At 70.0% G+C, this 20,071-nt stretch carries 24 protein-coding genes and 1 pseudogene; 9 read left to right on the top strand and 16 right to left on the bottom strand.

Annotation, left to right across the window (positions count from 1 at the left end; genetic code table 11):
- Positions 1 to 40: 40 nt before the first annotated feature.
- Positions 41 to 976 carry a Ppx/GppA family phosphatase gene (locus ABD908_RS02875; protein WP_344990559.1) on the bottom strand — a complete coding sequence of 312 codons (936 nt, stop codon included), beginning with the start codon at positions 974 to 976 and terminating at the stop codon, positions 41 to 43.
- 56 nt (positions 977 to 1,032) lie between these two features.
- On the opposite strand from ABD908_RS02875, the gene ABD908_RS02870 reads away from it, so the two are divergent.
- Entirely contained in the window at positions 1,033 to 1,848 is an 816-nt protein-coding gene (locus ABD908_RS02870; RefSeq protein WP_344990629.1) for a DUF3109 family protein, read from the top strand.
- A gap of 6 nt (positions 1,849 to 1,854) precedes the next feature.
- Here ABD908_RS02870 and ABD908_RS02865 read toward each other — a convergent pair whose 3' ends face one another.
- The 4 genes from ABD908_RS02865 to ABD908_RS02850 form a co-directional block, all read right to left on the bottom strand.
- On the bottom strand, positions 1,855 to 2,448 hold the full coding sequence (locus ABD908_RS02865; RefSeq protein WP_344990557.1) for a cupin domain-containing protein: 594 nt from the start codon (positions 2,446 to 2,448) through the stop codon (positions 1,855 to 1,857).
- A 153-nt stretch (positions 2,449 to 2,601) separates the two neighbouring features.
- On the bottom strand, positions 2,602 to 2,991 hold the full coding sequence (locus tag ABD908_RS02860) for a rhodanese-like domain-containing protein (protein ID WP_344990551.1): 390 nt from the start codon (positions 2,989 to 2,991) through the stop codon (positions 2,602 to 2,604).
- A complete protein-coding gene (locus ABD908_RS02855; protein WP_344990548.1) occupies positions 2,988 to 3,677 on the bottom strand; it encodes a response regulator in 690 nt (229 codons plus the stop codon). Before ABD908_RS02855 ends, ABD908_RS02860 begins: the two co-directional genes overlap by 4 nt.
- Positions 3,674 to 4,960: a sensor histidine kinase gene (locus ABD908_RS02850; RefSeq protein WP_344990545.1), complete on the bottom strand. Its 1,287-nt coding sequence runs from the start codon at positions 4,958 to 4,960 to the stop codon at positions 3,674 to 3,676. Before ABD908_RS02850 ends, ABD908_RS02855 begins: the two co-directional genes overlap by 4 nt.
- Before the next feature lie 96 nt (positions 4,961 to 5,056).
- Between ABD908_RS02850 and ABD908_RS02845 the strand changes: the two genes are divergently transcribed.
- Positions 5,057 to 6,223 carry a serine/threonine-protein kinase gene (locus ABD908_RS02845; RefSeq protein WP_344990543.1) on the top strand — a complete coding sequence of 389 codons (1,167 nt, stop codon included), beginning with the start codon at positions 5,057 to 5,059 and terminating at the stop codon, positions 6,221 to 6,223.
- Between the two features lie 20 nt (positions 6,224 to 6,243).
- Here ABD908_RS02845 and ABD908_RS02840 read toward each other — a convergent pair whose 3' ends face one another.
- The 4 genes from ABD908_RS02840 to ABD908_RS02825 all read right to left on the bottom strand — a co-directional run bounded on the left by ABD908_RS02840 (position 6,244) and on the right by ABD908_RS02825 (position 9,593).
- A complete protein-coding gene (locus ABD908_RS02840; RefSeq protein WP_344990541.1) occupies positions 6,244 to 6,531 on the bottom strand; it encodes a GNAT family N-acetyltransferase in 288 nt (95 codons plus the stop codon).
- A gap of 106 nt (positions 6,532 to 6,637) precedes the next feature.
- Positions 6,638 to 7,384, bottom strand: coding sequence for a phosphoglyceromutase (locus ABD908_RS02835; protein ID WP_344990539.1), 747 nt, complete (start codon positions 7,382 to 7,384; stop codon positions 6,638 to 6,640).
- A gap of 191 nt (positions 7,385 to 7,575) precedes the next feature.
- Entirely contained in the window at positions 7,576 to 8,364 is a 789-nt protein-coding gene (locus ABD908_RS02830) for an LLM class F420-dependent oxidoreductase (RefSeq protein ID WP_344990537.1), read from the bottom strand.
- Positions 8,365 to 8,375: 11 nt separating this feature from the next.
- Positions 8,376 to 9,593 (bottom strand): MFS transporter, encoded by a 1,218-nt coding sequence (locus tag ABD908_RS02825; protein ID WP_344990535.1) that lies wholly within the window; start codon positions 9,591 to 9,593, stop codon positions 8,376 to 8,378.
- 93 nt (positions 9,594 to 9,686) lie between these two features.
- Here ABD908_RS02825 and ABD908_RS02820 point away from each other — a divergent pair, with 93 nt between their 5' ends.
- A complete protein-coding gene (locus ABD908_RS02820; RefSeq protein WP_344990533.1) occupies positions 9,687 to 10,601 on the top strand; it encodes a LysR family transcriptional regulator in 915 nt (304 codons plus the stop codon).
- A gap of 78 nt (positions 10,602 to 10,679) precedes the next feature.
- Here the strand turns inward: ABD908_RS02820 and ABD908_RS02815 are convergent, their stop codons facing one another.
- Positions 10,680 to 11,444 carry a methyltransferase domain-containing protein gene (locus ABD908_RS02815; protein ID WP_344990531.1) on the bottom strand — a complete coding sequence of 255 codons (765 nt, stop codon included), beginning with the start codon at positions 11,442 to 11,444 and terminating at the stop codon, positions 10,680 to 10,682.
- A 49-nt stretch (positions 11,445 to 11,493) separates the two neighbouring features.
- On the opposite strand from ABD908_RS02815, the gene ABD908_RS02810 reads away from it, so the two are divergent.
- Positions 11,494 to 12,273: an ABC transporter ATP-binding protein gene (locus ABD908_RS02810; RefSeq protein WP_344990529.1), complete on the top strand. Its 780-nt coding sequence runs from the start codon at positions 11,494 to 11,496 to the stop codon at positions 12,271 to 12,273.
- A gap of 29 nt (positions 12,274 to 12,302) precedes the next feature.
- Here the strand turns inward: ABD908_RS02810 and ABD908_RS02805 are convergent, their stop codons facing one another.
- Positions 12,303 to 12,932, bottom strand: a complete 630-nt coding sequence (locus tag ABD908_RS02805; protein ID WP_344990527.1) for a Fic family protein — start codon at positions 12,930 to 12,932, stop codon at positions 12,303 to 12,305.
- 339 nt (positions 12,933 to 13,271) lie between these two features.
- On the opposite strand from ABD908_RS02805, the pseudogene ABD908_RS02800 reads away from it, so the two are divergent.
- From ABD908_RS02800 to ABD908_RS02790, 3 genes and pseudogenes are all read left to right on the top strand, one after another.
- A pseudogene (locus tag ABD908_RS02800) lies at positions 13,272 to 13,929 on the top strand (ABC transporter ATP-binding protein); the annotation flags it as partial.
- 83 nt (positions 13,930 to 14,012) lie between these two features.
- A complete protein-coding gene (locus tag ABD908_RS02795) occupies positions 14,013 to 14,606 on the top strand; it encodes a DinB family protein (RefSeq protein ID WP_344990626.1) in 594 nt (197 codons plus the stop codon).
- A 26-nt stretch (positions 14,607 to 14,632) separates the two neighbouring features.
- A complete protein-coding gene (locus ABD908_RS02790; protein WP_344990524.1) occupies positions 14,633 to 15,775 on the top strand; it encodes a GDSL-type esterase/lipase family protein in 1,143 nt (380 codons plus the stop codon).
- A gap of 199 nt (positions 15,776 to 15,974) precedes the next feature.
- On the opposite strand, the gene ABD908_RS02785 is transcribed toward ABD908_RS02790, so the two are convergent.
- From ABD908_RS02785 to ABD908_RS02770, 4 genes are all read right to left on the bottom strand, one after another.
- Positions 15,975 to 16,445: a polyhydroxyalkanoate synthesis regulator DNA-binding domain-containing protein gene (locus ABD908_RS02785; protein WP_344990522.1), complete on the bottom strand. Its 471-nt coding sequence runs from the start codon at positions 16,443 to 16,445 to the stop codon at positions 15,975 to 15,977.
- 115 nt (positions 16,446 to 16,560) lie between these two features.
- Positions 16,561 to 16,824, bottom strand: a complete 264-nt coding sequence (locus ABD908_RS02780) for a hypothetical protein (RefSeq protein ID WP_344990520.1) — start codon at positions 16,822 to 16,824, stop codon at positions 16,561 to 16,563.
- 73 nt (positions 16,825 to 16,897) lie between these two features.
- On the bottom strand, positions 16,898 to 17,161 hold the full coding sequence (locus tag ABD908_RS02775) for a hypothetical protein (RefSeq protein ID WP_344990518.1): 264 nt from the start codon (positions 17,159 to 17,161) through the stop codon (positions 16,898 to 16,900).
- A 73-nt stretch (positions 17,162 to 17,234) separates the two neighbouring features.
- Positions 17,235 to 17,498 carry a hypothetical protein gene (locus ABD908_RS02770; protein WP_344990516.1) on the bottom strand — a complete coding sequence of 88 codons (264 nt, stop codon included), beginning with the start codon at positions 17,496 to 17,498 and terminating at the stop codon, positions 17,235 to 17,237.
- 170 nt (positions 17,499 to 17,668) lie between these two features.
- On the opposite strand from ABD908_RS02770, the gene ABD908_RS02765 reads away from it, so the two are divergent.
- Both ABD908_RS02765 and ABD908_RS02760 read left to right on the top strand, forming a co-directional pair.
- Complete coding sequence (locus ABD908_RS02765) at positions 17,669 to 18,175, top strand: MerR family transcriptional regulator (RefSeq protein ID WP_344990514.1); 507 nt, start codon at positions 17,669 to 17,671, stop codon at positions 18,173 to 18,175.
- Positions 18,172 to 19,164: an aldo/keto reductase gene (locus ABD908_RS02760; RefSeq protein ID WP_344990512.1), complete on the top strand. Its 993-nt coding sequence runs from the start codon at positions 18,172 to 18,174 to the stop codon at positions 19,162 to 19,164. Before ABD908_RS02765 ends, ABD908_RS02760 begins: the two co-directional genes overlap by 4 nt.
- Before the next feature lie 83 nt (positions 19,165 to 19,247).
- Here the strand turns inward: ABD908_RS02760 and nagB are convergent, their stop codons facing one another.
- Positions 19,248 to 20,027 (bottom strand): glucosamine-6-phosphate deaminase, encoded by a 780-nt coding sequence (gene nagB / locus ABD908_RS02755; RefSeq protein WP_344990510.1) that lies wholly within the window; start codon positions 20,025 to 20,027, stop codon positions 19,248 to 19,250.
- Positions 20,028 to 20,071: the final 44 nt, after the last annotated feature.

The raw sequence follows: 20,071 nt of genomic DNA, 5'->3' as shown, positions 1-20,071 counted from the left end.
CGAACCTCGTGTCCCGCGGCGCGAGGCCCGTCGGGTGGGGTCAGCGCAGCCCCGCCTCCATATCCAGCCGGCGCAGGATCACGCCCTCGCGCAGTGCCCACGGGCAGATCTCCAACTGCTCGAGCGACAGCGCACGCATCGACGCCTCTGCCACAAGCGCGCCGGCCACGAGCTGCCCCGCGCGATCACCGCTCACCCCTTCGAGCTCAGCGCGATCGGCGGTGGTCATGCGGGAGATGAACGCGAGCACCTGCCGCAGGCCGGAGGCGGTCAGGGTGCGCTTCACGCGCGGCCCCGCCGACGACGGTGCCGCGCCGGTCAGCCGCGCCAGCGAGCGGAAGGTCTTCGAGGTGCCGACCGCGAGGTCGGGCTTGCCTGCGTCCTTGATCTCGGCGACGGCGGGGGCGAGCTCCGCGTCGAGCCAGTCGCGCAGCACCGCCACCCGGCGCCGGCCCGGCGGGTCGTCCTGCAGCCACTCGCGGGTCAGCCGACCCGCGCCGAGCGGCAGCGAGAGCGCCACGTCGGGCTCCTCGTCGACGCCGTTGGAGAGTTCGAGGGAGCCCCCACCGATGTCGAGGTCGACGACCCGGCCGGCGCTCCAGCCGTACCAGCGGCGCACGGCGAGCGCGGTCAGCCGGGCCTCGTCGGTCCCGGACAGCACGTCGACGTGCACGCCGGTCTGCTTCTCGAGCCGGGCCAGGACCTCGTCGCAGTTGGTGGCGTCCCGTACCGCGGACGTGGCGAACGCCATCGTCTGCCGGCAACCCGACGATGTGGCGATCTTGGTGAACTCGTCCACCGTGGAGGTCAGCGCCTCCTCGCCCGCCTTGCTGAGCCCGCCGTGCGGCTCGATCTGCTCGGCCAGGCGGAGCGTCGCCTTCGTCGAGCTCATCGGCGTGGGATGACCACCGCGATGGGCGTCGACGAGCAGCAGATGCACCGTGTTGGAACCGATATCGAGTACGCCTAGTCTCACCCGGTCAATCTAACGACCACCACGCGACTACCGTTGCTCGGGTGACCGACCTTCCCATGCCCGGGGTGCGCGTCCCAGCCCCCGAGGTGGCGCCGGACTTCCCGCGCGAATGGTTCGAGTTCGTCGACCCCGCGGACGACGGGCACACCATAGTCGCCGACCTGACGTGGCTGCTCTCGCGCTGGGCCTGCGTGTTCGGCACCCCAGCGTGCCAGGGCATCGAACCGGGCCGCGGCGACGACGGTTGCTGCACCCACGGCGCGTTCCTCTCCGACGCCGACGACCGCAAGCGCCTGAAGAAGGCTGTCAAGCTGCTGACCGCCGAGGACTGGCAGCTGCAGCGGAAGGGCCTCGGCAAGAAGGGATACCTGGAGGAGGACGACCTCGAGGGCGAACCGTCACTCCGCACGCGGCGGGTGGACGGTGCCTGCGTGTTCCTCAACCGGCCCGGCTTCGCGGGCGGAGTGGGCTGCGCGCTGCACGCGATGGCCCTGCGCACCGGGCGCGAGCCGCTCACCGTGAAGCCCGACGTGTGCTGGCAGCTACCCATCCGGCGTACGCAGGAATGGATCTCGCGACCCGACGGCGTCGAGATCCTCAAGACCGTGATCACCGAGTACGACCGACGCGGCTGGGGCCCGGGCGGCGCGGATCTGCAGTGGTACTGCAGCGGTTCGCCGGACGCGCACGTGGGCGCGCAGGAGGTGTTCCTCAGCTACGGCCCCGAGCTGACGGAGCTGATCGGCGCGCCGGCATACGAGGTGCTGGCGGAGGCGTGCGTCGCGCGGCGCGACCGGCTGCTCGCGGTGCACCCGGCCACTGCGGCCGCCACTGAGCGCCTCGACTACGACGTGAAATACCTTGAGATATAAGGATTTTCACGCCTCCGGGATGGTAGTGAGCTCGCTCCGCGTGCGGCGCAGCCGCCCCGCCTTCAGCTCGTAGTACGACATGGCCGTGAGCGGCGGCGAGTAGGCGTGCACCGACAGCGTGGGCGGCAGCGCGGATGCGGTGTCACCGGCGCGACCGAGGGTGGCGGAATCGAGGGTGGCGGAATCGGGGGTGGCGGAATCGGGGGTGGCGGAATCGGGGGTGGCGGAATCGAGGGCGGCGGGATGCCGCGCGACGTCGTGCACCCACCCGAGCGGGAACGCCGCACGCCCGCCCTCGTCGATGCGACGTGTGCACATCCGCGTTCCGCGCCAGCTCAGCTCGCGCAGCGAGCCCGACACCACCGTCAGCGCCCCCAGCGAGCCGGCATGGTCGTGCAGTTCCGTCGACCGCTCGGGTACCCAGGAGATCAGCCAGACGTCCACGTCGTCGTCGCTGTGCAGCCGCTCGGCCCAGCGCTCGGTGCGCGGCCAGACGTCCGGGCCCCTGCGGCGTCCGGCACGCACGTCGTCGGCGAACTCACCGGTCAACCGGAGCAGATCCGTCGTGGTCAGGCTCGTCGGGGCGAACACGCTGGTCATGGCGGTCAGTGTCCGCCCGCGCGCGGGGGGCCGGAAGGGTTGCGGTCAGCGGGAACCGAACGGCCGCAGTCCAGAACTCGGCTGTAGCGGTCGACCAGGCCTCGTGTGGGGCATGCCGACCCACACCAACCGAGATCCTGACCACGCGCCGGATCAGACCACGCCGGCGGCCCGCATCGCCTGGTAGCCGCCGACCACGTCGGTCGCGTTCGGCAGGCCCACCGCCTGCAGGGATGCCGCCGCCAGCGACGACGCGTAGCCCTCCGAGCACAGGATCAACCACCGGGTGTCCGCGGAGCCCGCCTCCGGGATCCGCGCGTCCGACGCGGGGTCGAGGCGCCACTCGAGCACGTTGCGCTCGATCACGAGCGCCCCGGGGGCCTGTCCCTCGGCGGCGCGCTGCGCGGCGGGCCGGATGTCCACCAGTACGGCACCGTCGGCGACAGCGGACGGGACGTCCGCGGCCTCGACGCGGTCCAGGGTGGCGCGCGCCGCGGCCAGGACGGTGTCGATGCCGGGCACGTCGGCCCTCCGCGCCGTCACGGCTCGAGCTTGTAGCCGAGGCCGCGGACGGTGACCAGGTGCTTCGGGTTCGCGGGGTCGCCCTCGATCTTGGATCGCAAGCGCTTGACGTGCACGTCGAGGGTCTTGGTGTCGCCCACGTAGTCGGCGCCCCACACGCGGTCGATCAGCTGGCCGCGGGTGAGCACCCGGCCGCTGTTGCGCAGCAGGTACTCGAGGAGGTCGAACTCCTTGAGCGGCAACGTGATCGTCTCGCCGTTCACCGTCACCACGTGTCGCTCGACGTCCATCCGCACCGGGCCGCCCTCGAGGACGCCGTCGTCCACGTCGTCCGGACCGCCGCTGTCGGCGCCACGCCGCAGCACCGCGCGGATGCGCGCGATCAGCTCGCGGGCCGAGTACGGCTTGGTCACGTAGTCGTCGGCACCGAGCTCGAGGCCGACCACCTTGTCGATCTCGCTGTCGCGGGCGGTCACCATGATCACCGGCACCGACGAGCGGGCGCGCAGCGCCTTGCACACGTCGGTGCCACTCATGCCGGGGAGCATCAGGTCCAGCAGCACGATGTCGGCACCGTTGCTGTCGAACTGACGCAGCGCCTCGGCACCGTCGCCCACGACCGTGGTCTCGAACCCCTCCTTGCGGAGCAGGAACGCGAGCGGGTCGGCCAACGACTCCTCGTCTTCGACGATCATCACGTGCGTCACTGAAGCACCTCTTCATCACTGTGGTTCGGCGCGGAACGTCGCCCGTCCGGTCGGGTGTCCGGTGCAGGGGCTTCGACACCACGACTGTCCGCGGTGTCGGCGAGCGGGCCGGCCGCAGGCAGTACCAGTGTGAACGTCGAACCCGTGCCCGGCTTACTCCAGAGCCTAATGGTGCCGCCGTGGTTGGCTGCGACGTGCTTGACGATGGCCAATCCGAGGCCGGTCCCGCCGGTCATCCGGGAGCGGGCCTTGTCGACGCGGAAGAACCGCTCGAACACCCTCTCCTGGTCCTCGGGCGCTATACCGATGCCGCGGTCGGTGACAGCGATCTCGACCATGGTACGGCCACCCGCGACCCGAACGCGGCGGCTGATCGACACGGCCGTGTTCTGCGGCGAGTACGCGATCGCGTTCGAGATCAGATTCGACAGGGCGGTCAGCAGGAGGGTGTCGTCGCCGGTCACCTCGAGCCCGGAAGGGTCGTCGACGATGATGGAGATGTTGTGGGCCTCGGCGGTCACCTGCGCTCGTGTCACGGCCTCGCCGACCACGTCGTCGACGTCCACCACCCCCAGATCGGGTAGCTTCTCGGCACCCTGCAGACGAGACAGCGCGATCAGCTCGTTCACCATGTTGCCCATGCGCGTCGTCTCGGAGAGCACGCGGGATCCGAAGTGCGTCACGGCGTCCGGGTCGTCCACGGACTCGAGCAGCGCCTCGGCCAGCAGACCGATCGCGCCCACGGGCGTCTTCAGCTCGTGAGAGACGTTGGCCACGAAATCGCGGCGCGTCGCCTCCATCCGCCGGTTCTCGGTGTCGTCGTCGGCGTAGACGACCGCGTATCGCTCGCGGTCGGCGCCGTCGAGCGGGGTGGCGGGGGCCCCGGCACCGTCGGGCGGGGCGGCCTGGACGATCTCGACCCGGCAGCGCACGGCGACGGACGTGCGATCGGGGTCGGCGCGGGTGGCGATCACGTCGACACCGGTGGGTTCACCGGTGTCGAGCGCGCGCCGGGCGGCCGCCCACACGCGCTCGTCCAGCAACTGCTCGCGCACCAGGCCGAACTCCTCGGCGCGGCGGTTGAACAGGATGACGTCACGGAACCGGTCGACCACCACCAGGCCGGTCGGCGAGCCGCGGACCACGGCATCGAGCAGCTCGCCGATGCTCATGCGGGTGGGCGCGGACGGCTGCGGGGCGGGGCGGGGGGGCATCAGACGACGAGCCAGCAGGACGAGGGCCGCGCCCAACAGGGCGGCAGCAACGCACCAGGCGATCGTCACGCTGCATGATCCTACGACAGACGGCCGTCGACCCGCGATATGTGCGACTCTGGACGCGAGCGGCGAGAGATCGAGCAGGGGACGGGAGGGCTCGACATGACCGACGGTGACCAGCTCGCTCCCGGCACCGATGTGTCGGGCTATCGGGTGGTCCGACTGTTGGGGTCGGGCGGCATGGGCGAGGTGTACCTGGTCGAGCACCCGAGGCTGCCGCGGCGGGACGCCCTGAAGCTGCTCAGTCGCCGGGTGAGCGGCGACGCCGAGTTCCGCGAGCGGCTGGTCGGCGAGTCCGACATCCTTGCGCGGCTGCACCACCGCAACATCATCCGTGTCTACGACCGCGGCGAGTTCGACGGCCGGCTGTGGATAACGATGGAGTACATCGATGGGGTCGACGTGGGCGCCCTGCTGACGAACGGGCCCCTACGGGTCGACCAGGTGATCGCGGTGGCCGACGGTGTGGCCGCCGCCCTCGACTACGCGTGGACCCGACACCGCGTGGTGCATCGGGACGTCAAGCCCGCCAATATCCTGGTCTCGCTGGGCGCCGACGGCGCGGTCGAGGAGGTGTCGCTGGCGGATTTCGGGATCGCGCGGGCCGCGGGCGTGGCCGCCGACGGTGCCGGCGCGCCCGGCACCGTCGGCTCGGGCTCGAGCGGATCGGGTTCCGGCGTGACCGCAGGGACGTTCGCCTACCTCGCGCCGGAGGTGTTCGACGACCACGTGACCGACGTGCGCACCGACGAGTACGCACTGGCCTGCACGGTCTTCGAGATGCTCACCGGCCGACGGCTGTTCACCTCGCGGACCGCCGCCGCGCTGATGCGGGACCACCTGCTGGCGCCGCCACCGTCCGTCTCCGCGGTGTCCCGGCTGGTGCCGCCCACAGTCGACGTCGTGCTGGCGCGGGCCCTCGCCAAACGGCCGGAGCAGCGATATCCGACCTGCGCGCAGTTCAGCGCCGATCTGCGCGCCGCGCTGCGCACCGGCCCGGCGCCGACCCTCCCAGCACCCCCGCACCCGGCTCACCCGACGGCGGGCGCCGGCGTCGCTCCGGCGTGGCCGTCTTCCGCGCAGGTGCCGCAGGTCCAGCCGTTCGCAGCCCGGCCGGCGGCCCCGCAGTACCAGGCACCACCTGCGCAGCAGCATCCGGCACCGTCGGGCCGCCAGCAGGCCTCGCGCCTGCCCGCGCTCGCGATCTCGGTCGCGGTGGCGGCGAGCATTGCTGTGATCGCGCTGATAGTGGTGCTGCTGGTCGGCTGATCGCGGACCGACGACCTGGATCAGCCGACCGCGACCAGGTCCGAGTACTCGGGGTGCTTCTGGATGTACGCGGCCACATACGAGCACACCGCGCGCGCCTGCCTCCCCTGGTTCCGGATGTCCTCCAGCGCGAACCTGGTCAGCTGCGACGCATACCCACGCCCCTCGTACTCGGCCTCCACGACCGTGTGCGTGAGCACCCGCACCTCGATCTCGTCGAGGTAGTCGATGAAGCCCGCGCGCTCACCGTCGACCGTGAGCACGTATCGCTCCTCCTGCGGGGAATGGGTCACCTGCACGTCCGCCATCGATACCTCCCGAAGTATGTGGTCCGTGCCACAACGTTAGTCGTGGACACCGGACCTAACCCGTCAGAAACCTGTGCCGAACCTGATAACCGTGAGTGCGACGGTTCTACTTCGCGCCCTGGTTCGCGACGGCCGCGGCGCCGGCCGCCGCGGCCTCGGGGTCGAGGTACTCGCCGCCGGGGTTGGCGACGGTGCCGTCCTCGTTGAAGTGGTACACCAGCGGGATGCCGGTGGGGATGTTGAGCCCGGCGATGTCCTCATCCGAGATGCCGTCGAGGTACTTGACCAATGCACGCAGCGAGTTGCCGTGCGCGGCAACGAGAACGGTCTTACCCTCGGCCACGACCGGCTCGATAACGGCCTGGTAGTAGGGCACGAACCGCTTGACCACGTCGAGCAGACACTCGGTGAGCGGGACCTGCGGGAGGTTGGCGTATCGGGGGTCGCCGGTCTGGCTGTACTCGTTGGTCGGGTCGATCGCGGGCGGCGGGGTGTCGTAACTACGGCGCCACAGCATGAACTGCTCGTCGCCGAACTGCTCCTTGATCTCGGCCTTGTTGAGCCCCTGCAGCTTCCCGTAGTGGCGCTCGTTGAGGCGCCAGTCGCGGATGACGGGGATCCAGAGCCGGTCGGCGGCATCCAGCGCCAGGTCGGCGGTCGTGATCGCGCGCCGCAGCAGTGAGGTGTACACCACGTCAGGCAGCAGGCCCCGCTCCTTGAGCAGCTCTCCGCCGCGGGTCGCCTCGCCGCGCCCCTTGTCGGTCAGGGCCACGTCCACCCACCCGGTGAACTGGTTGGACGCGTTCCACTCGCTCTCGCCGTGGCGCAGCACGATCAGGGTCCCGTAAGTCATGCGGGTCAGCATAATGGGCCGCCTCCAGCGCGGCGCGGGATCTGGTGGCAGGCCGGCGAACGCCGGCCTGGCTCCGCACGGGGAGACGGCGCTGAGATCGACAGAATTTCTTCGGGCCCGGATACCGCGACCTGGGCATTCGTTCCCGGGGCCCGAAAAATTCTGTCGATCTCAGGCGGCACTCGGGATGCCTACCGCTGCGCGTCGCGCCAGCGCAGCAGGGCGTCGATCACCGAGTAGTCGTAGTCCGGCGCATGGAGGTTCACGGTGAACTGCGTGACCCCCTCGGCGAGCAGCGCGTCGGCGAGCGCGACGACCTCGTCGGGGTTGTCGCCACGCAGGCCCACGGACCGCTCGATCTCGGCGGGGTCGCGGCCCACGTCTGCGCAGTGCCGCCCGAGGATCTCGGCCTTGCGGCGGTAGCTCTCGACGTCCACGAAATAGTGCCACGTGGCCGCATACTCGGCGACGAGGCGCAGCGTCTTCTTCTCGCCGCCACCTCCGATCAGGATCGGGATGTCGCGCAGCGGAGCAGGATTCAGCTTGCCCCAGCGGGCCGTGATCCGGGGCAGGGCCGCGCCTAGGTCGTCGAGGCGACTGCCGGCGGTGCCGAAGTCGTAGCCGTACTCGATGTAGTCGCGCTCGAACCAGCCGGAGCCGATGCCGAGGATCAGCCGGCCGCCGGAGATGTGGTCGACGGTGCGCGCCATGTCGGCGAGCAGGTCGGGGTTGCGATAGCTGTTGCACGTGACCAGGGCGCCGATCTCGACGTGGGAGGTCTGCTCGGCCCAGGCGCCGAGCATGGTCCAGCACTCGTAGTGGGTGCCGTCGGGGTCGCCACTGAGCGGGTAGAAGTGGTCCCAGTTGTAGACGATGTCGACGCCGGACTGATCGAGCCGCGCGACGTTGTCACGGATGGCCTGGTAGCCGGAGTGGTGTTGGGGGACGAACTGAACTCCGATTCGAATACTCTTGGTCACGGGAATCCACCCTATGCCGCAATCCGGTGACCGCGCAGGACGCCAGCCGCTACCAGCAGCGCGATCAGCACGCCCGTCCCGACCGCGGCCACGATGCCCGCCCAGCCGCCGGCGGTGTACGCCAGGCCCGCCGCCGCACCCACCACAGACGAGCCGACGTAGTAGCAGAACAGGTAGGCCGACGACGCCTCGGCGCGGTGCTCGGTGGCGAGCGATCCGACCCAGCCGCTGGCGACGCTGTGCGCGCCGAAGAACCCGGCCGTGAGCACGACGGTGCCGGCCAGCAGCGTCGGGAGGAAGTCGGGCAGCGTGAGCAGCAGCCCGAGGCCCATGCACGCGATCGAGGCGAGCAGCACCGTGCGGCGCCCGATGCGGTCGGCGAGGCGCCCGGCCCGGCCCGACGACCAGGTGCCGGCGAGGTAGATGAGGAACACCAGGCCCACGACCGCCGACGGCAGGTGGAACGGCGCGGCGAGCAGGCGGAAGCCGAGGTAGTTGTAGGCGCTGACGAATCCGCCCATCAGCAGGAAGGCGAGCAGGAACAGCACCCCCAGCGCGGGCCGGCGCACGTGTCCGGCCACGTTACGCACCGTCGCTGCGACCGAGACACACTGCGGCACATGGAATCTCGATGGCGGAAGCAACCGGACCAACACGACGGTCAGGATGGCTGCCGCGATCGCGAAGACCTCCATGGCCCAGCGCCAGCTGAGCACATCCAGCCCGCACGCGGTGACCACCCGGCCCAGTAGGCCGCCGATCGTGGTGCCCGCGACGTATCGCCCCATCGCGCCGCCGAGGTCGCGGCCGTCCACCTCCTCCGCCAGGTAGGCCATCGCGACCGCGGGGACACCGGCCAGCGCCACACCCTGCACCGCACGGAGCGCCAGCAGCACACCCATCGACGGGGCGAGCGGCACCAGTAGGCCCAGGATCACCGACGCGACCGCCGACGCGATCATCACCGGCGTCCGGCCGTACCGCTCCGATAGGGCGCTGACCGGGATGATCGTCAGCGCCAGCAGGCCGGTGGTCACCGACACCGCGAGCGCCGAGACCGCCGGCGCCACACCGAACACATGCGTCAGCTCCGGCAGCACGGCCTGCGTCGAGTACATCGAACCGAACGTGGTGAGTCCTGCGACGAACAGGGCGAGCGTCACGTGCCGGTAGTCACGCGTGCCACTACGCAGGGGCTGGACCTGGTTCTTATCGACGGTGGCGGTCATGTTCTCAGGGTCCCCCAGCACCATCGATGTGTGAAATACATTGATCTCGGCAATGTGATAGACGGGACGCATGACTGCAGGCGGCGCACACCGATGAACGTCCGAGACGACCTCGTGAGATTCATCACCCTCGCCGAGCACGGCCACGTCACCGACGCCGCCACCGAGCTCGGGGTCACCCAGCCGACTCTCTCCCGCATGCTGGCGCGGCTCGAAGCCGACGTCGGTGCGCCGCTGTTCGACCGGATGCACGGACGCCTGGTGCTCAACGCCGCCGGAGAGGTGTACCTCGAGCACGCGCGTCGCGCCCGCGTCGAGCTGGACGCCGCGCGCGCCGCGATCGCCGACCTCGCGAGCCCGTCGCTGGGCACCGTCCGGCTATCGTTCCTCCATTCGTTCGGCGTGGCCCTGGTTCCCCGGCTGGTGTCGGGTTTCCGACGCGGCGAGCCGCGGGTGACGTTCCGGCTATCGCAGTTCGCGGCCGGCACGGTGACCGAGCAGGTGGTGGCCGGCGAGGCAGACCTCGCAATCGTCTCGCCGCGGCCCACGACCGCGTCGGTGGCGTGGAGCCTGCTGCGTCGGCAGCGACTGGCCCTCGCGGTTCCCGCCGACCATCCACTCGCCGGCCGCGCCACGGCGCACCTGGCCGACGCCGCCGACGCCGACTTCATCACCATGTACCCCGAGTTCGGCATGCGCCGGATCCTCGAGGAGCGCTGTGCCGCTGCGGGTTTCCGGCCGCGGATCACGTTCGAGACGTCGGAGCTGTTCACCATCGCCGGGCTGGTCGCGGCGGGGCTGGGCGTCGCACTGATGCCCGTGGAGTCCGACCCGTTGCTACCGCCGGGCCTGGTGCTGGTCCCGCTGTCCGGCCCGGCGCCCACCCGCGAGGTCGGCATCATCTGGCGGCCCGACGTGCCGCTCCCTAGGGCGGTGCGGGCGTTCCGCGACTACGCCCTGGCCGAGGCGCAGGGGCGAGAGGCGCAGGGGCGAGAGGCGCAGGGCTGAGCGGTCGGCTCCTCGGTTCCACGGCCACGGCATCGCCTCCACGGCTGTGCCGACACCCTCCCGCCGCGATCCCGACCGCTACGTCCGGACGGCGACGGCGAAGATCCGCCGGAACGGCAGCACCGTGACCGGTTCCCCACCGATCTCGCTCTGCGGATAGGCCTCCCGCAGCGCCGCCTTGTACTGCTCGACGAACGCGGGGCGGTCGGCGTCCGACAGCGCCTGCAGGTAGGGGCGGGCGCCGGTGCCGGACACCCATTCGAAGACGGCGTCCGGGCCGAGCAGCACGTGGCAGTACGTGGTCTCCCAGGCATCGACCGTCCAGCCGGGGCGGGCGAGGTCCGCGAGATATTCGGATGCGGTGGCCACCTCCAGCGGCCGCACATCGGTGATACCGAACCGCGCGCCGATCTCCCGCAGCAGCACGTGCGAGGGCGCGATGAAGTTACCCGGCACCTGGAACGCGAAGGCGCGCAACGCGGCGTCGGCGAGGCGCGGCAGCAGGGCCCGGTGCCCCGCCACCCACTGCAGGGTCGCGTTGGAGACCACCAGATCGGCACTACCGTGCCACTTTGCGAGGTCGCCCACCTCGAACTCCACCCCGGGTGCGGCGGCACGCGCCCGCTCGATCATCTCCGGGCTGGAGTCGACCCCGCGAAGCGCCGCCCCGGGCCAGCGCCGCTGCAGCGGCGGGACGTCGTTGCCGGGGCCACAGCCCAGGTCGACGATCGTGGCGGGGTCGACGACCGGGATCCGCGCGAGGAGGTCGATGAAGGGGCGAGTGCGTTCGTCCCCGAACTCGAGATACTTGCCGGGGTCCCACTGATGCTCGGATGTGCTCACGACTCCACTGTGCCATCGAGACTGTGCCATCGGGCTACGCTGACGCACCGTGGATGATTCGGTGTTGGAACTGCACGGCGTCGATCTGGTGCGCAGCGGGCGGGCGCTGCTCTCCGGAGTCGAGTTGACGGTGCACCGCGGCGAGCACTGGGTGCTGTTGGGCGCCAACGGCGCCGGCAAGTCCACGCTGCTCGGGCTGTGCGGGGCGATCACCCACCCGACCCACGGCACCGTCGACGTCCTGGGCAAGCGACTCGGCCGCGTCGACATGCGCGAGCTGCGCACCCACATCGGCCACGTCAACCCGCGGCACCGGTTGGACGTCCCGCTCCCGGTCCGGGACGTGGTCTTGACGGGCCTGACCAACACTCCCGAGTTCCCGCCCCGCTGGGCACCCACCCCCGCGCAGCGGGTCCACGCCGACGAACTCATCGACGCCCTCGGCATGGCGCGGCACGCCGAATCCGTCTGGCCCACACTCTCCCAAGGCGAACGCGGCCGCGCACTCATCGCACGGGCCTTGATGGCCGAACCCGCCCTACTCTTGCTCGACGAACCCGCCACCGGCCTCGACCTCGCCGCCCGCGAACGCCTGCTGACCGCCGTCGACGCCGCCCGCCACGCCCACCCCGACCTCGCCTCCATCCTCGTCACCCACCACCTCGAGGAGATCCCCGTGACCACCACCCACGCCCTGCTCATCCGCGACGGCATCATCACCGCCGCCGGGCCCGTAGGTGACGTGCTCACCACCGCCCGGATCAGCGAGGCCTTCGACCACCCCATCACCATCACCCGACAGAACGGCCGATGGAACGCCACCGCCTGAACCTCGACGAACAGTGGTGAGGCTCGGTTTCAGTCCACCACGGACACAGTCCTGACGAAACGCGCTAGGGCAGCCGGATCGCGATCCCGGTCGAACTGCTGCAACAGCCGCACGTATTCGGCCTTGTCGACGTTCCAGTCGTATGTCGCCGGCGGGTACTCGTCGTCCTGCACGGCGAGGAACACCAGGTCAGCGAGCAGCCTGGTCGTCCTGCCGTTACCGTCGACGAACGGATGGATCCGCACGGTCTCGGCATGAACGGCGATGCCGAACTCATGGGCCGTCCAATCGGTGGTGTTCGTCCATCGCCACACCAACGTGTCCAGGCCGGCCCGGAGTTCGACGGCAATCAGATTCGGGTCGATACCAATGGTCGCCTCCCGACGCCTGAGCCGACCTGCCCATTGCCAGATGTCCCCGTAGAGATCAGCGTGCAACTCGCGGAGGAAGTGATCGGTGGCCAGGTCCTCGACGTGGAGATCGCCGTCCAGTACTGATCGGATCAGGGTGTCCGTGACCACACGCTGGGCTGCTTGCTCGAGGTCGTAGACATCGATCTTGTCGGGAGTGTCACCCACGACACCGCGGGCCTCCGCCGTCAACGCTCGAGCGTCTTCTTCCGATAGCGGAGTCTCGCCATATCCCGGATCGACCGGCATCAAGACCGCTTGTGGCGTGCCTCGATCGCAGCCACGAAGCGCTGCGCCTTCACCGATCGACGGAACCCAGCCGGAACGGTCCGGTTCTCGAGCCGTGCCGATGCACTGGTCGACCGCGTCGCGGTCCTGCGGATCGCCTCGTCCGACACCTGCCGCGACCTATCTGCCCTCCCGGTTGTGCTCATGGGTTGATTCTAGACGCTTCCACCTACCATTGCCCCAGGTCACGACATGGGCGGCAGGCGATCAACCGCCCGGGTCGGCCCCAGCGGGATCGCGTCTGTGGATGTCCGCGGGCTACACAGCGATGGCACTGACAATAGGGGGTCTTAACGACTTGCTAGCAAGTCGACCTTGCTCGGGTTGTGCGGCGCCGTCACCCACCCCACGCGCGGCACCGTCGACGTGCTCGGCAAACGCCTCGGCCGCATCGACATGCGCGAACTCCGCACGCACATCGGGCATGTCAACCCGCGGCACCGGGTCGACGTGCCACTCACCGTGCGCGACGTGGTACTCACCGGCCTCACCAACACCCCCGAGTTCCCGCCCCGCTGGGCGCCGACGGTGCCGCAGCGCGCACACGCCGACGAGCTCATCGACGCCCTCGGCATGTCGAAGCACGCCGAATCCGTCTGGCCCACACTCTCCCAAGGCGAACGCGGCCGCGCACTCATCGCACGGGCCTTGATGGCCGAACCCGCCCTACTGCTGCTCGACGAACCCGCCACCGGCCTCGACCTCGCCGCCCGCGAACGCCTGCTGACCGCCGTCGACGCTCGCCCGCCACGCCCACCCCGACCTCGCCTCCATCCTCGTCACCCACCACCTCGAGGAGATCCCCGTGACCACCACCCACGCCCTGCTCATCCGCGACGGCATCATCACCGCCGCCGGCCCCGTCGAGAACGTGCTCACCACCGCCCGGATCAGCGAGGCCTTCGACCACCCCATCACCATCACCCGACAAGGCGGCCGATGGAACGCCGCCGCCTGATAGCGGACAGAAACCGACCGCAATACGGGGTGTACTTCATGTACCGCCCGGCCGGCCCGGGCACCGCAGACAAGGAGTCGACCATGCCGTTCCACCCCACCGCTGCCCCCACCGAGCGCGCCGGCCTACGCGCCTACCTCGCACAGCAGCTCGCAGGCGTCCGAAACGTCTCCTTCGGCCTCACCGAGGAGCAGATCCGGCTCGCGCCGACCCGGTCCACGCTCACCATCGGCGGACTGCTCAAGCACGTCATGAACTGCACCGAGGGCTGGATCGAGCGGATCGAGGCCGCGCCCGCCGCGCCCGCGCCGAAGAGCATCGACGACGCAGAGATCACATACCTCGACGACTTCGTCGTGTCCGACGCCGACACGCTCGAGTCGATCCTCGCGCGCTTCGACGCGGTGACCGCCCGTGCCCTCGGCGCGATCGACACCGTCGACCTCGAGGTCGCGGTGCCGGTCCCCGACGCTCCGTGGTTCCCGAAGGACGTCTCGTCGTGGACGGCACGCTGGGTGATCCTGCACCTGGTCGAGGAGGTCGCCCGGCATGCCGGGCACGCCGATATCACGCGCGAGAACATCGACGGTGCAACGATGTACGAGCTCACCGCGGCCGCAGAAGGGCTCGGCGACCAGCCGTTCCTCAAAGCCTGGCGGCCGCCGGCGCGGGCGTAGCCGGAGCGATGTGACACGGTGGGCTGGTGCCCGAACCGCTGCAGCCCACCAAGATCACCGCCCCGCTCCTGCATGGGGCGGCCGAGCTCGAGCCGACGGCGCGGGGCCTGCGTGTGCACCGCCTCCCCGCGCGGGCGCGGGCCCGATCCGATGATCGGCAGCTGGCCATGGTCGAGGCGCAGCCGGCCGGCGTTCGGCTGGTGCTGCGGACCCGGGCGACGGTGCTCGAGCTCGACGCCGTCCGCACGCGGCCCGCCTACCGAGGCGTGGCGCCGCGCCCCGACGGTGTATACGACCTCGTCGTCGACGGCCGGCTCGCGGCCCAGGCGACCGCATCCGGCGGCGATGTCCTACTCATGGACATCACCGCCGGGACCGCGGAGACGATCCCCGGGCCCGTCGGCACCGTCCGCTTCGCGGGCCTGCCCGACGGTGACAAGACCATCGAGCTGTGGTTGCCGCACAACGAGATCACCGAACTGGTCGCGCTGCGCACCGACCGTCCCGTCACGCCCGTCGCGGTGACGTCCCCCGTGTGGCTGCACCACGGGAGCTCGATCAGCCAGGGCTCCAATGCCGTGCACCCGACGGGGACGTGGCCGGCGATCGCCGCGCGACTCGGCGGCGTCGATCTGATCAACCTCGGATTCGGCGGCGCCGCGCTGCTCGACCCGTTCACGGCGCGCGCGATGCGGGACACCCCCGGCGATCTGATCAGCGTCAAGATCGGCATCAACCTGGTGAACGCCGACCTGATGCGGCTGCGGGCGTTCGGACCCGCGGTGCACGGCTTCCTCGACACCATCCGGGACGGGCATCCGACGACGCCGCTGGTGGTGGCGTCGCCCGTGTACTGCCCCATCCACGAGGACACCCCCGGCCCAGGTGTGCCGGACTTCGCGGACGGCACGATGCGCTTCCGTGCCTCGGGCGATCCCGCCGACGTGGCGCGGGGCCGCTTGACGCTCACCGTGATCCGGCGCGAGCTGCGAGAGATCGTCTACCGACGCGCCGCCGAGGACCCGAACCTGCGGTACGTGGACGGACTCGACCTCTACGGCCCCGGCGACCACGACACGTATCCCCTCGCAGACAACCTGCACCCCGGGCCCGAGGCGCACCGGTTGATCGGCGAGCGGTTCGCCGCGGCGGTGTTCGCCGGCTACTGACCGTTCAGCGGGGGCCGATTGACGCGGAGCGGCAGCCACCAGCGCGGCGATGCAGTATCGATCCCGCCTACGCAGTCGAGTGTCCTATGACGTCGCGGCCTGTGCGGCCCGCCCCCGCCGAGGGACGCAGGCGCGCCGCTCACGCCGCGGTTTCAGCGGTTACACGTGAGGTCGAGACGGTCCGATGGCCGATCCGGGATCAGCCGGCCGCCTCGGCCGCGGCCGCGCCGCCGATGCGCTCCTCGAGCAGCAGCGTGACCGCGTCGGTCAGGTGGGAGACCTGCTCGCGCAGTTCCCTGATCTCGCTCTCCGCGGCCGACGGTGCCTCCGGGGAGGGCTCGTCCGCCGCGACCGTCGGGCCCGATTCGTCCGGCGAGCCGATGCGCGCCCCACTGAGACCTACGACGTTCTGCGCGACGCCGACAGGCGCGCGCATCAGGTCGGCGAAGAAGTTCGACGATCCGGGGCGGCTCTTCGCGCGCCGGCGCAGCACCTGCGCGAGCACCTCGTCGGTCCGGTCGACGCCACCGTCGTGGTCCCGCACGGCGATCCGCCTTCCCGACTCGAGCAAGGCGGCGATCTCGTCGAGCGTGGTGAATCTGCGGCGTGCGGAGTCGTACAGCTTGCGGTTCGCGTAGCGCTTGATCAGGTACGGATCGTTCTCGGCCATCGTGCTCTCCTGACGGGGGTGGAGGGATGCGCAGTCGCCGACCGGGCACGCGCAGCGAGGATCGCCCGGAACGAGCGATCTCGTCCCGGGCGATCGTCGCCCGCCCGACTTCGGGTCACTTGCCCGAGCGGACCTTGCTCAGCTTGTCGACCTGCTTGTTCAGCGCCTTCGTCTGCTTCTTCAGCGTCTTACGCAGGTCTGTGTCGATGACACCGTTGGCGCGCTTGCGGGCACCCTTCTCGGCCTTCTTCGCATCGGCGAGGACGTCGTCCACCAGCACCTTGGTCGAGTCGACGACCGAGGACAGGTAGTTGGTCAACGTCGAGGTCGAGGTGATGGTGTTCTTCTTCTCGGACTTCTTGGTGGCGGCCTTGCTCATGATTCGACTCCTTTGTCGATAGTGGGGTACTACGTGGAGGTATTCGTGCTGCGAGGCCGAAGCCCCGCCGGCATCACTTGCCCGAGCGGATGGTGCTCAGCTTCTCGACCTGCTTGTTCAGCGCCTTCGTCTGCTTCTTCAGCGTCTTACGCAGGTCCGCGTCGACGACACCGTTGGCGCGCTTGCGGGCACCCTTCTCGGCCTTCTTCGCATCGGCGAGGACGTCGTCCACCAGCACCTTGGTCGAGTCGACGACCGAGGACAGGTAGTTGGTCAACGTCGAGGTCGAGGTGATGGTGTTCTTCTTCTCGGACTTCTTGGTGGCGGTCTTGCTCATGATTCGACTCCTTTGTCGATAGTGGGGTACTACGTGGAGGTATTCGTGCTGCGAGGCCGAAGCCCCGCCGGCATCACTTGCCCGAGCGGATGGTGCTCAGCTTCTCGACCTGCTTGTTCAGCGCCTTCGTCTGCTTCTTCAGCGTCTTACGCAGGTCCGCGTCGGCGATGTCGTTGATGCGCTTGCGGGCACCCTTCTCGGCCTTCTTCGCATCGGCGAGGACGTCGTCCACCAGCACCTTGGTGGAGTCGACGACCGAGGACAAGAAGGTCGTGAAGATGGCCTTGTCGTCGGTGGACTCGGTGGTAGCCGGGAGGGTAGCGGTCTGGGTTGCCATGCTGGGCTCCTTCGTCGAGGTGTGTGTCGAACGTTTTCGTTTGTTACGCGATTGCGTAATTAAGAGATTACGCATCAGGGCAATCATTACGCAACGCGTTGTGACGCACTTCACACAGTGGCCCGGCGGCGCTTGACTTCGACCGCGCTCCAACTCCTACCGTGGTGGTCGTGACAACAGCACACGATCGACTGCGGACGCTGATCGACGCAGGAGCGGACCTCGCCGCGGGGAACGCACTCCCCAGCCTCGACGAGCTGCTCGCGGGGCCGGCCGGCGGGGGGCCGCTCACCGTCGCCGAGATGGCCGACCTGCTCGGCATCAGCGGTCACACACTGCGCTACTACGAGCGGATAGGGCTGGTGCGAGTGGACCGCGACGGCGCCGGACACCGTCGGTACTCCCGGCCCGCGATCGCACGGATCATGTTCGTCACGCGGCTTCGCCTGTCGGGCATGTCCATCGCACGGATCACCGAATACATCGGGCTCGTCGAGCAGGGCGCCGGCACCGAGCCCGCCCGGCTCGCCCTGCTGCGGGCGCACCGCGCCGCGGTGGCGGCGCAGATCGAGGAACTCGAGGCGTCCCTCGCGGTGATCGACTACAAGATCACCACCTACGGCGGCACGCTCGGCTCCTGTGACACCGGATCCATCGACGAAGGAGAACAGCAATGACAAACTCCGACAACGCGTTCCCGCAGCGAGTGATCGGCGACCTGACGGTCTCCGCGCTGGGCCTGGGCTGCATGGGCATGAGCCACGCGTACGGCCCAGCCGACCACGACGAGTCCATCGCCACCCTCAACGCCGCACTCGACGCTGGCGTGACGCTCCTCGACACCGCCGACATCTACGGCGTCGGCGCCAACGAGCGACTGCTCTCGGAGGTGCTCGCGACCAGGCGTGACGAGGTGGTGCTCGCCACCAAGTTCGGCTTCCTCCCAGGCGCCGACGGCCTGCCCGGCCGCGTGGACGGGCGCCCGGAGCGGGTCGCGGAGTGCGTCGATGCGTCGCTGACCCGCCTGGGCATCGGCACCATCGACCTGTACTACCTGCACCGCGTGGATCCGGCTGTGCCCGTGGAGGACACCGTCGGCGCCATGGCGGAACAGGTCGCCGCGGGCAAGGTCCGGCAGATCGGGCTGTCCGAGGCGTCGGCCGAGCAGATCCGCCGCGCCGCCGCGACGCACCCCATCGCCGCTCTGCAGAGCGAGTACTCGATCTTCACCCGCGGCGTCGAGGACGAGATCCTCCCTGCCGCACGGGAGGTCGGCGCAGCGCTGGTTCCGTTCAGCCCGCTCGGCCGCGGCATGCTCACGGGTTCGGCGGCCAGCACGACGGACCTGGCACCGGACGACTTCCGGCGCCGCCTGCCACGCTGGGAGGCAGCGAACCTGGAGTCTAATATGGCTGTCGTGCAACGTATCCGGGAGATCGCCGACGGTGCCGGCGCGAGCCCGGCACAGGTCGCGCTCGCCTGGGTGCTGGCGCAGGGCGACGACGTCGTCCCCATCCCCGGCACGCGCCGCCGCACCAACCTGGCCGACAACCTCGGCGCCGTGGACCTGGCCCTGACCGCGGAGCAGCTCGCGCAGCTGTCTGCACTCAGCGCCGCGGGCGACCGGTACGACGCCGCGCGGGCGGCGCAGGCCGCCAGCCGCTGACCCGCGCGGGTTTCATACCCCGGCTGGATCGTCCCCACCAAACATGTGCACCCATCCGTCGGTCGACGGGTGGGTGCACATGTTTAAAAACCCTGTCCGGTGGGCTTGTTCGCGAGCACGTACCGGTAGTAGTCGGCCAGCCGCAGCCGACCGGCGGCGGCATCGTCGACGACGACGGTGACGTGCGGGTGCAGCTGGAGCACCGAGGCAGGGCAGAAGGCCGTGACGGGCCCCTCGACGGCGGCCTGGACGGCCTCGGCCTTGCCGGCCCCGGTCGCGAGCAGCAGCAGGTGCCGCGCGCGCGAGATGGTGCCGAGCCCCTGCGTGAGCACATGGATCGGCACCTCGTCGATGGACTCGAAGAACCTGGCGTTGTCCTCGCGGGTCTGCTCGGTGAGCGTCTTGATCCGCGTGAGCGACGCGAGCGACGAGCCGGGCTCGTTGAATCCGATGTGGCCGTCCGTACCGATCCCCAGCAGCTGCACGTCGACGCCGCCGGCGGCGTCGATCGCCGCCTCGTACCGCTTCGCCTCTGCGAACACGTCCTCGGCGTTGCCGTCGGGACCGTGCACGTCGGCGTCGGGAAGGTCGACGTGCGAGGTGAACTCCCGCCGGATCACCGAGCGATAGCTCTCGGGGTGCGCGGCCGGGAGGCCGACGTACTCGTCGAGGTTGAACGAGACCGCCTGCGCGAAGCTGAGGTCCTCGTCGCGGTGGCGGCGGATCAGATCGGCGTAGGTGGCGAGCGGCGTCGAACCTGTCGCGAGTCCCAGCACGCTGGGTCCAGACCGGACGTAGTCGGCGACGATCCCAGCGGCGGTTGCGGCGACTTCTTCGGGGGTGCGACGGATCACGACTTCCATGCTGCTGATCCTAGGTAACCCGGCGCACCCAGCGGTGAGGCTCC

Origin of the sequence: Tsukamurella soli (assembly GCF_039541155.1) — a bacterium.
GTDB lineage: Bacteria > Actinomycetota > Actinomycetes > Mycobacteriales > Mycobacteriaceae > Tsukamurella > Tsukamurella soli.
The sequence above is the reverse complement of the archived record's forward strand: the minus strand, read 5'-3'. Positions and strand labels throughout refer to the sequence as shown.